Origin of the sequence: Shewanella sp. UCD-FRSSP16_17, assembly GCF_001675935.1 — a bacterium.
Taxonomy (GTDB): domain Bacteria; phylum Pseudomonadota; class Gammaproteobacteria; order Enterobacterales; family Shewanellaceae; genus Shewanella; species Shewanella japonica.
On record NZ_LZFV01000001.1, the window covers coordinates 60,742 to 75,709 of the forward strand.

A 14,968-nucleotide genomic window follows, 5' to 3' on the forward strand; every position below is an offset into this window, starting at 1 on the left:
GCTTGTCACTGCTACGCTGACAAGCGGCTTTTTTTAGAATGAATCGCTTTATTCAAATAAGTAGATGATTAGCGAGGTTTTAAGTCTTTATATAAGGTATCGATCCACTTTTTCTCCGTGATAAAACCCCAGCTCCAATCTTTCCATTTCTCAGGTACGCCACTTGCTTGTACTTGCGCTAGTGTTTTACCTTCAGTGAGCTCTTTTTCCATCCATAGAATATTTTCATCAAGCATATGTTTGAACTTTAATAAATCATCCTGAGTGGCCAGCGAACCATGACCTGGGATTATCTGTGTCTGTTTGTCTATTAATGACAGAACCTTTGAAACATTGTCACGATAACCAATAACAGAGCCACCACCATTTAAATCAACGTAAGGGAAGCGGTCTTTAAAAAATAAATCCCCCATGTGTATAACGTTATCATTTTTCCAAAACACTACACTGTCGCCATCAGTATGTCCTGACCCCATATGCTTCAGAGTTAACGTGTCATTGTTAAAATGAATGGCAACATCCTCGGAATAAGTCACAATGGGCAGGGCTGCTTTTGGGGTATCTTGCTTGGCACTGAGTCTTTTCAGTACATTGTGATGAGCAAATATGATCCCTTGTTCACCAAAGTGGGCATTACCGCCAGTATGATCGCCGTGATAATGGGTATTAATGACGTACTTAGGTTGTCCTGGTTGAATTTTATTTAATGATTGACTGATTTTATCTGCGAGTGGTGCAAATTGATCATCGATAATTAATATGCCATCTGCACCAGCTGATACACCGATATTACCGCCAGAGCCGATAAACATATAGGTTGTGGGTGTGAGTTGTTGTGAGGTGATTTGAACATCTTTAAAGCGGTCATCATCAGCATAAACTGCAGTGCTAATTAATGATAGTGCGAGTAATTTACTGAACAATCTTAGTTTCATCTGTTGTGTCCTGGTTTAATATTCACGCCTTTGGCTAGATTAACTAGCACAAAGGCATGAGGCATCCATATTACACAGTCCAAGGTAACAGCTTTTTCGCTCTCTTGTCAGCTAAACCTAATTTAACTGATGATTGATAACGAATTCGATATAGCGCTTGGTAACAAAGAGGCACTAAATACAAACTGGTGACGGTAGAAAAACTTAACCCGCCAATAATGGCAATGGCCATAGGTGAGTATGGTGGCCCACCGCCGCCGATTTGAGTATCTCCCATGGCTAAAGGAACAAGCCCTAGCACAGTGGTCGCGACTGTCATCAATACTGGACGTAATCGTGTAACACAGATGGCAATAATGGTGTCTGATAAGTCAGATAATTTGGGCGTCATTTGGTTTATTTGATCCACCAATACAATGCCGTTATTAACTACGATGCCCATTAAGATAAGGATCCCAATCATTGCCATAACTGACATTGGCGTACCTGAAATCCACAGTGCCCAAAAAACACCTGTGATTGAAAACAAGATTGAGCTGATAATAGCTGTTGGTAATAACAGGGATTCAAATAAAGCGGCCATGACGATATAAATCATGGCTAGCGCTAATATCATATTGACGGCCATAATCGACTGGTCTTCATCTTGTCGTTGGAACCCACCACGTAAACTGTAGCCATAACCATACGGGAAATTAATGGTTTCCATGACTTGTTCAATTTGCTTTTGAGCCTCTTCTGTAGTGATGTCATTGACATTCGCGCCAATGGATAGGGCTGTTTGGCGATTGTAATGTCTAATCGTATCAAAACGAGGTTGAATATTGATTTCAGCTAAGTTATCGAGGTTATACACTCGCTGACCTTGGCGAATAATAGGCAGTTGTTTTAACTTTTCTAAAGAGTGTTGCCAACTTTTATCATAGGCTAATTCGATACGTAACTCGCCATTAGGATCGTGTCTGAATGAACGCAGTGGTGAGCCTCGAAGTGCCATTGAAATATGAGAGGCTATTTCATTGAGGTTTAAGTCAAGCCTAGCAGCCATTTCACGGTCAATTTTTACCACAACCTCTTGTTGCGCTGCATTCACTTCAGAGCGCACGTCTTCTAAGCCGTCAATCGCACTCAGCAATGGTACAACTTGCTGACTAATCTTGATAAGTTCAGACGTTGAACGACCCGTTAATGTAATGCGTAATCCTGAGTTTTCATTTCCCCAACCAAATTGTGGTGAAGCGGCGGCATATTTAGGGAATCCTTCTCGGATTTGCGCTTTTAACTCAGACATCGGGGTTTCGATATCTTTTAATAGCAAGATGGTGGTTTGAATGCTATCAGCTGAGTAATAGCTATATACAGAGTCGATTTGAAAGGCGTCTTTATTGGCATAAAGATAGTCTTCCATTTGATTGATCATCGCTTCAGTGACTTTGAGGTTATGTCTGCCTTCAAGTTGGTAATTAATATATAAACGGTCATTACCTTCACCATCTGATTGGTCCTGTTGCACCAAGCTCAATGGCAATGCTGTTGAGGCTAATAGGAACACGGCTAACACCCCAGAGGCCTTCGAATGCGTTAAAATCCAAGTTAAGCTTGTTTGATAAAACTGACGTAACTTAGACTCTTTTTCCTCGGTATCAATTTCGAAATGTAATTTGGTCAATAATAATGGGATTAATGTCTTTGCCACTAACAGTGATGCGGCAAGAGAAATACAGATTGAAATCGCTACATGTTCAAGGAAAATGGTCAGCTCAACTTTAACACCCACAATATTAGGTAAAAAGACAATGGCAGTGGTCAGCGTGCCAGCAAGTACTGCTAAAGCCACTTTTTCAACACCAGTTAACACGGCATTTTCATTGGCTTTTTGACAGCGTGCTAAGGTATCTTGCTGACCTGTAATACCACTACGTTGCTTTTCTTGCAGTACGCTTTCGGTTACAACAACCGCATTATCAATCAGCATACCCACTGCCAGTAATAACCCCATCATCGATAAGATATTCAAGCTATAACCCAGTAAGTACATACCAGCTAACGTCATACAAATTGAAATAGGTACTGACGACACCACCACTAATGTCATTTTTAAGTTACGTAAAAATAAGTACAGTACGCCGAATGATAGAAAAGCGCCCATCAATCCTGATAGCAGCAAATCTTTAAGTGAAGACTTAACACCATAGGCCTGATCTTCCATGACAAATAACTTGATGCCTTGAAATTGTCTGTCTTGTTTAGTTTGTTCAATGACCTTTAATACTCGCTCTGACACATGCACTAAATTTGCCCCAGATTCTTTAAACACATCTAAACCAACAGCATATTTTTGGTCTAAATGTCGACCCTCAAACGCCTCAGGAAGCGTAAAGGTCACTGACGCTATGTCACCTAGGCTGGTTGTGGTATTGAGTTTAACTGCTTTGATATCTTCAATAGATAAAAATTCACCTTTTGGAGATACTTGAAAAACACGGTCATTGTGACGGATGGTACCAGCACTTATGACAAAGTTTTCCATTTGTAGTCGTTGGCGAAGCTGTGCAGGGTTGATACCTGAAGCTGCTAACTTATCGGCATCGAGCCTAATTTCTATTTGCTTTTGATCAACGCCATACAAAGTGACTTTTGATACGCCTTCAATACGCTCTAAGGGTTTGCGAAGTTGCTTATCTAGCAAGTCGAATGCATTGGATAACTCGCGCTCACTTGATATACGAATAGTGAGCACTGGCATATCAGCAGTAGAGAATTGCTGAATGAGCACTCGTTCAACATCTCTGGGTAATAAATGCCTTACCGAGTCGATTTTTTCGCGTGCTTCTAGGCTTTTGGTGGCGACATCTTGCCCCCATTTCATATTGAGCTGAATATTCGCTCCGTCTTGAGATGAATTTGAGCGTACCTCTTCAATACCACTCATTGTTGCTAACGACTCTTCTAGAACACTGGTGATATCTCGTTCAACCTCAGCAGGCGTTGACCCTTTATAAGGCACGTTTACCTGAATTTGTGGAATATCAATACCTGGAAACATTTCCAATGGCAGTAGCCTGCTAGAGGCCATGCCGAATAATAATATTGCCAGAAAAAACATGCTGGTGGTTACGGGGCGCTTAATGGCTAATCGAGTAATGCTAAAGCTCTGTTTATTTTGATTAATTTTAATGTTATCCATTATAACTGCCCCTCTGATGCTAAGGTCGGCGCCACTTCCGTTTGCGTTACTTGATAACGTTTTTTATCAAATATGCCGTAAAGGGCTGGGATAACTAACAGCGTTAACATGGTCGACATTGATAAACCAAAAATAACAGTAATTGCCATAGGTGCACGTATTTCACTACCATCACCTAAACCAATTGCCATTGGTAACAAGCCCAGTGTTGTGGTTAAGGTTGTCATCATAATAGGGCGTAATCGTGATTTAGCTGCGGTGTTAATCGCTTCATCTTTATCATGACCTTCTTTTCGAAGTTGATTGATTCTATCGACCAAAACAATCGCATTGTTAACAACAATACCTGCGAGCATTATTAGGCCGATAAAGACAACCACACTTAAGTGAGTGCCTGTTATAAACAGACCGATAACACTGCCACCAACAGCCATGGGCACAGCAATTAGGATTAGTAATGGATGCAGTAAAGACTCGAACTGACTTGCCATGACCAAATAAACTAAAAAGATAGCTAATACCAAGGCAATTTTTAATGAATCAAACGAGTGCTCCATTTCTTCGTTTTGTCCGCCGAAGCGTGCTTGAATGGAAGACGGAAATTGCTGTTGATTAAGTATTTGTTGGGCTTCTTTTACTGCTTCACTTAAATCGCCATAACTGAGGTTTGCCGATACGATTGCGACACGTTGTTGGCTAACACGGTTAATGGCTGATGGGCCCACTTGCAATGAGACATCAGCTACAGCACTTAATGGAATCGGGTATTGACTATTAGGGTTAATAATCAGCGAATTGACATCTTCAATGTGATTTCTTTCATCTAGTTCGCTTCGCACTAAAATATCAACTTTACGGTCACGAACTGTGTATTGGCTTGCTATAGTCCCGCCTACACGCTGAGCAATTCTGCTGGCAACAGTAGGTGCGTCCATATCAAGGGCTGCTAAACGGGCATGATCAAAGCGAATACTGATTTCAGGTTGTCCATCACGTAGACTCGTATTGATATCGCTAAATCTTGTTGATTGTGACAAGGCAGAAACCAGTTGGTCACCACTTTGCTTTAACTGGGCTAAATCATACCCAGAGAGTTCAATTTCAAGCGGTGTTTTAAAGCTAAACAATTCAGGATGTTCAATTTTTGCATCTAAGGCTGGAATACGCTTGGCGGTTTCACGTAACGTATTAGCCACTATTGTAAATGCGTCAGGATTGGCTAGTACAACTTGTAATCGTCCCCAATTTTCTCCACCTCTAGCGGTATCAGAAGTCATTAATCCACCACTACCTGCTTGGCTGAAAGTGTGTTTCACATTGTCACTATCGCTAATGGAAAATGCCAATTGCTCTAGCACAGCATCAGTTTTTTGAACGGCAGTACCTGGTGGAAGTAAAATTTCGACATAAAACTCCCCTTGGTTCATTGGAGGAATAAGCTCCACACCTAATCTTGGGAATAAGCTACCAGCCCCCACGGTTAACATGAGTGCAATAACCACAGTCACCATTTTATGGCTCATTGCTTGACGTAATACACGATGATATATCGCCTCAATGAATCGATAAAATAGATTAAAACCTGCGCTTAACGGACGCATGAACAAGCTGAAAAACCAAGACGTAAAGCGGGTTAGTATGATGACAAGATTAAGCAATAAGGTCGGTAGATAACTGAGTATAAGTTTAAAAGGAAAACCTAAAATAGCCTTGGTGTAATAGGCGAACTTTGCTTTTTTACTCGTTGGTTTTTCAATCGGAGTAGTGGTTTGCTCTACAGGTAGTTGAGTAAAACCTTGTCTAGAAGCAAGCATTGGAATCGCTGTGAGAGCGACAAATAATGAAGCCAGTAAGGCGAAGGTCACTGTGAGCGCTTGGTCAGAAAATAACGCCCCAGCAATACCATCAACAAACACAAGCGGGACAAATACGGCGAGGGTGGTCAGTGTTGAAGCAAATATAGCACCAGCCACTTCTTTACTGCCAGTAACAGCAGCATCTAATCTAGCCATGCCTTTTGATTTATAGCGGTCAATATTTTCAAGTACCACGATAGCATTATCAACTAACAAGCCTATGGCTAATGCGATCCCGCCAAGCGACATTATGTTCAAGCTAATCTCTGCAAAGTACATCATGTTGAAAGTGGCGATAACAGAGAATGGGATTGAAATTGAAATGATAAGTGTGGCTATGATGTCTCTTAAAAATAAATAAATGACTAGCATTGCAAGCAAACTACCAAATAGGGCAGCTGTGGTGACTTCACTCACTGCGCTTTGGATAAACTCTGATTGGTTATAAATGACTTTTAGTTGATTATCTGCCGATTCTTGATTGATATTAGCAAGCTCTGCTTGCACCTTTTTAGCAACAGAAACGGTATTAGCATCACCTTCTTTATAAATCGCCAGTTCTATAGACTCGACATCGCCGATACGGGTGACATCACTGCGTTCTTTATAGCTGTCGACAATATCAGCCACTTCCGATAATCGAATTAATGTTTGGCCTTCACGGTAGATGATGACGTTTCGTAATTCATCTAGGCTATTAAATTGATTGAGGGTGCGTACAAGATATTCTTTATCTCCTTGTATCACTTTACCTGCTGATAAATTTATATTTTCTTGATTAATACGGCGCTTAATATCGTCAGCATTTAAGTTTAACTGCTGTAATTTTTGCTGGTTAAGTAAAATATGCACTTCTTGCTCTAATCCGCCAGATAACCTAACTGCAGCCACACCAGATAGTGCTTCAAGGCGACGTTTTAGTTCTTCTTCAGCAAAAGTGCGTGTGGTTTTTAATTCAGATTCAGTTGCGTCAGGAACCGATAACGCCAAACGCATGATGGGATCCAAATTAGGGTTAAATCGCAGTAAAAGCGGCTTATTAATATCTAGAGGTAACTCAATAGTATCGATTTTTTCACGTACTTCGAGGCTTGCCATATCCATATTCGTGCCCCACTCGAATTCCAGGACAACATCGGACATTCCAGAGCGAGAAATTGAACTGATTTTCCGCAAACCTTTTACGACTCCAACCGCTTCTTCAATGGGTTTAGATATAAGCTGTTCAACTTCAACTGGCGCAGCGCCATCGTAGGCAGTACGTACCGTCACACTTGGATAGCTTAGGTCGGGTAGTAACTTAACCGCAAGTCGAGTAAAGCCCACCATGCCAAACAGCATAATGGCAAGCATAAACATCCACACAGTAACCGGGCGTTTAACCGAAGTATTAATCAATGACATAGTGACTTCCTTATTGCGCTGCTAGGCTGTTTTTGGCATAAGAAAGGGGCGTGATCACTTCGACCAAAGATTGATCCTTCAGGTTTTGCTGACCACGAATGACGATTTGTTCACCTTGTTCAACACCTGAAAGGATTTCAACTTTATCTTTTTCTCGATAGCCCAGTTTGACTTCTCGACGGGTCGCGGTGTTATCTTCGATAACATACAAGGCTTGAGTATCATCTTGATTAATAACCGCGTTGAAAGGAACGGTAACAACGTTTTTATGAGTGTCATATTTTAATTCTACTCGGGTAAACATACCGGCTTTTAGTTTGGCATCGCTATTATCGATAGCAATGGTGACTTTAAATGTACCGCTTTGGGCATCCACAATCGGGCTGATACGCAATACGTTAGCGATGATTTCTTGGTTGTTGATGCTTTGATTAGCATATTGATTTGTTACTTTAGCTTCTTGCCCTAAACGTAAGCTCACTAGTTGTTGCTCAGGTAAGTGAACGATGCCATGAAGCTCGTCTTGGTTAACAATATAAAATAACTCTTCAAATTCTTTCGCCATGTTGCCTTTTTTAACGTGGCGTTTAGCGACTACACCATTAATTGGAGAAACTATCTGACTTTCAATAACATGCAGTTTAGCTAGATCACGCTGCGCAATAGCGGCTTGTAAATTGAATTCTAACTTCGCCATGACATCTTGACTGACAAATTCTTTATTCTTCATCTGCTTTAGTCGATTTAACTCTTGCTCAATGATTTGAACTTCAGCTTGAGAGCGTTTGTAATCGTAGCGCTGACGTTTTGCGTCAATGGTGGCTAAAGCCTGACCTTTGGTTACTCTATCGCCTTCCTCGACTTCAATTGTTTCAATGAGACCTGCAATGCGGGTGACGACATGAGCTTCTTCTGGCGCTTCTAATGTTGCAGTTGTGCTATAAAACGAAGATACATCTCCTTGAGTAACTGGTGATACTTCAACAGGAATGGCGTACTTCTCTTCCTCTTTTTCTATTTCAGATTCTCCACCGCAAGCTGTTAACGTTAATGTTGCAAGGCAAAGTAGTGAGATTGTCATTTTTTTCATGCTGATTAACCTATCCATGGGGTACCTGCTAATTTATTTTGTAATCGGTTTGTTGCTAATACTTATTTAACCTTGAATAAGCAGAAGTTGTGCCAATATAGTTAATTTGTTTTTAAACAAAGGTTTAAGTGTTTTTTTATACTTTAGGTTAGCAAAGGTGAATATTAAGATGTGGTGAAAATGTTTATTTTTTGGTGTTAATGGTTAATAGTGGCAGTGAGCACTTCTGACACTCAACGAAAAAGCCGATGGCTCAGTCAAGGAATAGGAAAATGGTTAAGATCATACAAGCAACAATCGATAACCTTTTACAAATCTCACCGCTTTTTGATGCCTATAGACAGTTTTATGGCCAGGAAGAAAATTTGGATTTAAGCCATAAATTTATCAAGGAAAGGTTAGTCGAAGCTGATTCAATCATTTTTATTTCGATGAATGAGCAAAATACGTTGGTTGGCTTTGCTCAGTTGTATCCGTCATTTTCATCAGTTGCGATGAAAAGAACATGGATTTTAAACGATTTATATGTAGAACACGCTTTTAGACAACAAGGTGTAGCTACAGCTTTACTGCATCAGGTTGACGTTTTCGCTAAATTTACTCATGCGGACAGTATTAAATTATCGACAGAGTTGAGTAATGGCGCGGCTAAAGCATTATACGAGAGGGAAGGATACCGACAACTCAACCAGTTTGATCACTATATTAAACGTGTTGATTAACCCATTACGCTTATTTAACAACATCTACGCCAATATAATAGAGGATTAGATCCTTCAATTGGGATTAACGTCTATTGCACCTGCCTTTTACCATAAGCCTAAATTTACAGAGGGCGAAAGGCCAGTTAGATATGAAAGAGTTATTATTTGGTGTTGTAGGCAATATGGGGCCGGAAGCTGACATTCTATTTCAGGATATTGTTTTTAAGGAAGAAGTCGCGCATGGTGCGATGAAGGATCAAGACCATATGGGAATGGTTGTCATTAAGAATCCAGATATACCTGATCGCTCTGAAGCTATCAATGAGGGAGGAGAAGATCCCGTTCCTGAGATGCTTGAATCAGTAAAATTTCTTGAAAAAAATAAAGTCAATTTTGCAGTGATGACATGCAATACAGCGCATTATTTTAGAAAAAGGCTACAAGAACAAACAGATGTTTATTTACTCGACATGTTGAAAGCAACCACAGAGCAAATTCATAGCGATAACCCTGCAGCAATCGTTGGCATACTTTGTACCAATGGTACTTACAATTCGGGTATCTACGATGATTATCTAACAATGGCAAATTTACCGTTTATTAAGCCGTCATTAGAAATTCAAGAACGATATGTACATAGCGCAATATATGGTGCCAAAACTGGTGAGAAATCCTCATGTGGTCAGGATATAAGAGAACCGTTTGGTATTAAATCTGGTGAATTTGCAAGTAATGCAAAATTATTGATTAAGGCGATTGAAACGTTAGAAGTTCAAGGTGTTGATACCGTTATTTTGGGCTGTACTGAGTTACCTTTAGTTCGCTCTATTTTAGAGAACCACTTTTCATCAATTGATTTTATTGATCCAATGGAGGCGGTTGCAAGCAAAGTTGTGCAAGTTTATGAGTTGGCAAAGTCACTTTATTTCAGCGGTGAAGCCAGAGACTTTTGTGAAAAAATAAATATTGGAGACATTCACTCTATTGAAGATATCGCGCATTATATTGTTTATAGGCAAAATAAAAACAGGGTGCTTGCTGAGGCTTGAAACTTAGCATCTGTTTGTGATTTTTAAATATACTCGCGACCAACGCAAGCTTATCTTTCTAGGTTATCAATGATACAAGTCAGGCTGTGTTATTAGGACTGATTAATTGATGGTTTTTTGTAATATATTAATGCAATTTGGTTTTTTAATAAGTAAATTTTAACTTAATCTAAAGTGGAAGGTAACTTAAAATGAAAAAACCACTTGAATTAAAACTAACCTAAATTAAAAATGACATAAAATGAAACCTTAAAGTATGATTTTTAAAGTCTACTGATTAAATTATTATCACTAAGTATTATATAAATACAGGTAAGCCGAAACTCGGTATACCTGTATTTATATCGTGATGCTCATGCTAGTAGGATAGGTGCTAGTTCGAAAAATAATAGAACTATTTCCATCGATACTATAAAGATTTTTCTGTAATAGCAAAATTAACACGACGTATTTTTGAGCGCTCTGAAGTCGTCAATTTAACGCCTTTGTCTTCGATAATGTGTGCACTAGACTGAAGCTGCTTTGGTGAGGCGCCTAATAGTACTAAGTGTTCAACTAAGCCATCAGCGCGTTTTTTAGCTAACGCCTTGTTGTATTCAATTGTACCTTTATCGTCGGTATACCCTTGAATATCAACAGACTTATCAGGGTTTCTAGATAGGTAAGTGACAATACAAGACATATTACTGTCTAAGCTACTGTAAGGTTTTGCACTGTTGACTTCAAAGTAAACCGGTCTAAAACCAACAAGCTCTTCATTATCATTTTCTAAAGCGTATTCCATGCACGCAGGAGAAAGCGAAACGACTTTAGGTGGTTCAGGTTGAACTTCTGGGGTTGATTTACATCCAGATGCTGCAAGTAAGATCAAAAGAGGTACTGATAATTTAGAATATGCCATATCTACTTCTATTATTTAGTCCGTTAAAAAAGTATTCGTAAATTACCCATTATGGAATGCTTGGTCAATAGAAATAGATGGTTTTTTAATGAATGTTTTATAAGTTTAATTAAATTTATATCCTAATTAATTATATTTTAATTAAATACATACCAAAGGGTGTGAGATATTTGCTCTATTTTTATATTTACAATGATAAATGGTTTTTAATATTGTTTTTTTTAAATTGATGCTGCAACATATTGGGGTAAATTAAATAGAGTAGTGCATTAGTTTACATACTTAAGGATAATATAAAGGGATTTACCTGTACTTATGGATAAGAGTCAAACCCCCGAACATATGGTTGATGACAAGACTTTGGTCGCTGGCATTAATAACGGTTCAAATAGCAAAAATAATACGAATTTAATCGGTAAATGTTTTAAAAAGCGTTACTTAATAGAATCTAAAATTGGTCATGGCGGTATGAGTGATATCTACCGTGCAAAAGATCTATATTTAGAATCATTAAATGTCGCAGAACCGTTTGTCGCTATTAAAGTACTGTTATCACAATTTACTGACATTCCAGAAGCGCAACAGGTGTTAATTAAAGAGTCTGTGCAAACACAACAGCTCTCGCATCCCAATATTATTCGTGTATACGACGTTGATACTGACGATGGTTACCATTTTATGGTCATGGAATGGCTAGATGGTGAATCTTTAGATCAAGTGGTTAAACGTTCTAAGCCGCTTGGACTTAACTTTAAAGGTTCAATGAAGATTATTGAGCAGATTGGTTCGGCATTAACTTATGCCCATAAACAAGGAATTGTGCATACCGATCTGAAACCATCGAATATTTTCTTAACCCGTCAAGGCAATATCAAGGTATTTGATTTTGGCGTGGCTAAATCATTCCAACATGAAAAAGACCATTATGCATTAGAACAAGTTGATCAAGACTCGCCACTGACAGGTTACACACCAGCCTATGCCAGCTATGAGCAGCTGATGGGTGAAGAAGCTTGTGCCGCCGATGATATTTATGCCTTTTCTTGCATTACCTATGAACTGTTAACCAGCAAACACCCTTACAAACGAGTTGCGGCAAATGAAGTCGATTTGGCCAAAGCATCGTTGAGTAAACCAAGTCATATTAGCTTACGTTTATGGCCTACACTCAAAAAAGGTCTTGCTATTAAGAAGGCGCAAAGAGCTGACTCTATCGCGACGATTATTGAAAAGTTTGAGAGTAAAGCCTGGCCGCTACCTACTGCGATTGCTGCGGCAGTGGCACTGATTGTTGTGGGAGTACAAGTCCAACAACATCATCAGCTGCAACTTGCGAATTTAGAGCAAAAAGTATCAATGACTGATCAAGTGCAAAATGAAACTCAGTCATACGAATACATTCCAGCTTCCGCATTATTAGAGCGCCTAGCTGAAATACCTGAAGATAAAGTGCTAATTCGTAATGGTTTATTAAGAAAACACCAAACTGAAGTATTAGATATTGTTGAAAAGCGAATTGCTTCAGTTCCGAAAAGCAGTAACGGTTTATATCAAGACTATGGCCGAATTTCATTAATCATTGAAGCCACTGAGCGCTATTACCCTGACTCAATACGCTTATTAAAAATGAAAAACCAAGCAGAACGTAGCAAGCAGTCGGTGATAGATGCGTTATCTGAGCGATTAGCTTTACTGTTAAGTCAGTCAAGATACGATGAAACAGGCGGAAATAATATAAAAGCGATTGTTGAAGACTTAGCCTTTATCGAGCCTAAGTTCACTTATGTGCCATCAGAAGAAGATTTTACACTTTATGCAACAGCTTTTGATGTAGCGCTTAAAACCCACGATGTCACTCAAATAAAGGCACTAATCACAACGGGTGAGGTTATTTTTTCACAGCAAGCTGAAGCACAACCTTTACTGACTTATGGCGCTGAAATGAAGGTGGCGGTTGAACAACTCACTGCATACAACAATGCTGTCCAAAGCGGTAAAAATGCGCAATATCCTTACCAAGATGCAGAGGTCTATTACAGAAACACCTTTGAAGAGCTGACTGTCAGATTAGATGCCATTGATAATCCAAAAGACCTGCGAGCATTTGACGATGAAGTCAGAGTGCTAGCTGAGAGTGTACCGGAAGATTTTGAACCCTTATTGACTTTGGATAAACGTTTAGCAGGTTCTTACCTAAGACAAGCCAATATTTATTTAGAGAAACAATATTTAAAAACTGCCCGTGAATTATTTGCTCGTGGTAATGAGATGTATGAACGTCTAAACGGTGTTGAGAGGCTGTAAACCGCATTGCAAAGAGTGGGCAAATAACCAGTAAGATGATGAAATCACCTTATTTAACTGCATATCAATTTAAGGATTGATATGCATTACGCTTTTAAATGTGTTGAGTCACTGTTTGCGCATAAGTTGTTTAAAGGAATGTATTTAAAATGGAATTAACGCTTGAGATAGTGAGCTTTCATCGGTTATCACCTGAGCAAGTCACATCTAAGGATGTAATCAGTTCGCTTACAATAGGTCGAGCTGATACTAATGATTGGCATTTACCTGATCCAGAAAAGGTGGTGTCGGGTACACATGCTCGTATTACGAAACGTTCTGACGGCTTTTATATTGAAGATTTATCAACGAATGGCTTATATATAAACCGTTCAGTTGAAGCGTTAGGATCTACAAAGCCTCATAAGATTGAGCATGATGATCTACTCACCTTAGGTGATTATGAAGTGTCAGCAAAGATGACAAATGGTATTAGTACTGGGGCTGCTTCTAGCACTCAATCAGCTGCAAGTGTTAGTGCCGACCCGTTTCAGGCTAACCAAGTGCTTGACAGTAATCCGTTTGAAAACGAATTTGAACAACAAATTGCTGGTTTTGACGCACAAAGTTTGTTGAATCAAGCGCCGAGTCAGTCTCAACCGCTACCTGATGTCAACGGTGACTTACAAGATCATTTTCAGCCTCCTGGGATGGCAATTCCAGAAGAGTGGGGCCAAGATTTCTTTAATGAGTCTGCGCCAGTGGCAGAGCCACAAGTTAGTATGCCAGTTAGTCAACCTGTTACGAATCAAGCTGCGCCGCAACCCGCTCACCAACAGCCGCAATCAATGCCGCCACAACAATTAGCAAGTATGGCAAGTCAGCAGCAAGTGACTAACCCACATGCGGCGCAATCAACAGCTCAACAAGCAACTCGATCAGAACCTCAACCACAAGTGAGCAATCAGGTACAAGCTGCTTCATCATTAAGCCAAGCTTTTTTTAAAGGTTTTGGTATTGATGAGCAAGAGTACAGCAAAGTACTCACTGAAGAATTAATGTTCGAGCTTGGTCAAAGCATGCAACTCATGCTCACTGGCTTAATGGACTCTTTGCGTCAACGCTCGAAGTTGAAAACAGAATTCAGAATTAACCAAACGACATTTCAGCAAAGAGAAAATAATCCGCTCAAGTTTTCAGCCAGTCTTGATGATGTTTTTCAAAATTTGTATTTGCGTAAAAGTGCGAGTTTTCTGTCATCTCAACAGGCCATTATTGAAGCATTTAACGATGGGCGTAAACATGACATTGCACTTACCGCTGGGACATTTGGTGCTTTAAGAGGCTTGTTAAATCAGCTCGATCCCGATCTTGTTGAGCAAAAAAGTCAAAGCCAATCATTTGCTGAAATGTTAGTGCCAGGCCAAAAGCAATTTAAACAATGGAAAGTCTACAAAAGTTTACATGAAGATTTACAGGCTGAGTTTGCTAACACAAACACCTCAGCATTATCTGATGACTTTGTAGAAGCTTACGACAATAAAATCAAATCATTATAA

At 39.5% G+C, this 14,968-nt stretch carries 9 protein-coding genes; 4 read left to right on the forward strand and 5 right to left on the reverse strand.

The genetic code is table 11. From position 1 onward, the window contains the following. Positions 1 to 68: 68 nt before the first annotated feature. The 4 genes from A9267_RS00295 to A9267_RS00310 form a co-directional block, all read right to left on the reverse strand. Positions 69 to 935 (reverse strand): MBL fold metallo-hydrolase, encoded by an 867-nt coding sequence (locus tag A9267_RS00295; protein WP_065107818.1) that lies wholly within the window; start codon positions 933 to 935, stop codon positions 69 to 71. A gap of 70 nt (positions 936 to 1,005) precedes the next feature. Continuing rightward, positions 1,006 to 4,122: an efflux RND transporter permease subunit gene (locus tag A9267_RS00300; RefSeq protein WP_065107819.1), complete on the reverse strand. Its 3,117-nt coding sequence runs from the start codon at positions 4,120 to 4,122 to the stop codon at positions 1,006 to 1,008. After that, positions 4,122 to 7,382 carry an efflux RND transporter permease subunit gene (locus A9267_RS00305; protein ID WP_065107820.1) on the reverse strand — a complete coding sequence of 1,087 codons (3,261 nt, stop codon included), beginning with the start codon at positions 7,380 to 7,382 and terminating at the stop codon, positions 4,122 to 4,124. The genes A9267_RS00300 and A9267_RS00305 overlap by 1 nt, the downstream gene beginning before the upstream one ends. 10 nt (positions 7,383 to 7,392) lie before the next feature. Further along, a complete protein-coding gene (locus tag A9267_RS00310; RefSeq protein WP_065107821.1) occupies positions 7,393 to 8,472 on the reverse strand; it encodes an efflux RND transporter periplasmic adaptor subunit in 1,080 nt (359 codons plus the stop codon). A 272-nt stretch (positions 8,473 to 8,744) separates the two neighbouring features. Here A9267_RS00310 and A9267_RS00315 point away from each other — a divergent pair, with 272 nt between their 5' ends. Together A9267_RS00315 and A9267_RS00320 are read left to right on the forward strand one after the other, a co-directional pair. After that, the gene (locus A9267_RS00315; RefSeq protein ID WP_065107822.1) at positions 8,745 to 9,194 is read left to right on the forward strand and encodes a GNAT family N-acetyltransferase; all 450 of its coding nucleotides are present in this window, start codon (positions 8,745 to 8,747) and stop codon (positions 9,192 to 9,194) included. A 131-nt stretch (positions 9,195 to 9,325) separates the two neighbouring features. Beyond that, positions 9,326 to 10,225: an aspartate/glutamate racemase family protein gene (locus A9267_RS00320; RefSeq protein WP_065107823.1), complete on the forward strand. Its 900-nt coding sequence runs from the start codon at positions 9,326 to 9,328 to the stop codon at positions 10,223 to 10,225. 409 nt (positions 10,226 to 10,634) lie between these two features. Here A9267_RS00320 and A9267_RS00325 read toward each other — a convergent pair whose 3' ends face one another. After that, positions 10,635 to 11,126, reverse strand: a complete 492-nt coding sequence (locus tag A9267_RS00325; protein WP_065107824.1) for an OmpA family protein — start codon at positions 11,124 to 11,126, stop codon at positions 10,635 to 10,637. A 315-nt stretch (positions 11,127 to 11,441) separates the two neighbouring features. Between A9267_RS00325 and A9267_RS00330 the strand changes: the two genes are divergently transcribed. Both A9267_RS00330 and tagH read left to right on the forward strand, forming a co-directional pair. Next, positions 11,442 to 13,430 (forward strand): serine/threonine-protein kinase, encoded by a 1,989-nt coding sequence (locus tag A9267_RS00330; RefSeq protein WP_065107825.1) that lies wholly within the window; start codon positions 11,442 to 11,444, stop codon positions 13,428 to 13,430. A 149-nt stretch (positions 13,431 to 13,579) separates the two neighbouring features. After that, complete coding sequence (gene tagH / locus A9267_RS00335; protein WP_065107826.1) at positions 13,580 to 14,968, forward strand: type VI secretion system-associated FHA domain protein TagH; 1,389 nt, start codon at positions 13,580 to 13,582, stop codon at positions 14,966 to 14,968.

Coding starts and splice junctions, on each gene's coding strand:
- A9267_RS00295 (WP_065107818.1), bottom strand. CDS start 935: ATGAAACTAAGATTGTTCAGTAAATTACTCGCACTATCATTAATTAGC.
- A9267_RS00300 (WP_065107819.1), bottom strand. CDS start 4,122: ATGGATAACATTAAAATTAATCAAAATAAACAGAGCTTTAGCATTACT.
- A9267_RS00305 (WP_065107820.1), bottom strand. CDS start 7,382: ATGTCATTGATTAATACTTCGGTTAAACGCCCGGTTACTGTGTGGATG.
- A9267_RS00310 (WP_065107821.1), bottom strand. CDS start 8,472: ATGAAAAAAATGACAATCTCACTACTTTGCCTTGCAACATTAACGTTA.
- A9267_RS00315 (WP_065107822.1), top strand. CDS start 8,745: ATGGTTAAGATCATACAAGCAACAATCGATAACCTTTTACAAATCTCA.
- A9267_RS00320 (WP_065107823.1), top strand. CDS start 9,326: ATGAAAGAGTTATTATTTGGTGTTGTAGGCAATATGGGGCCGGAAGCT.
- A9267_RS00325 (WP_065107824.1), bottom strand. CDS start 11,126: ATGGCATATTCTAAATTATCAGTACCTCTTTTGATCTTACTTGCAGCA.
- A9267_RS00330 (WP_065107825.1), top strand. CDS start 11,442: ATGGATAAGAGTCAAACCCCCGAACATATGGTTGATGACAAGACTTTG.
- tagH (WP_065107826.1), top strand. CDS start 13,580: ATGGAATTAACGCTTGAGATAGTGAGCTTTCATCGGTTATCACCTGAG.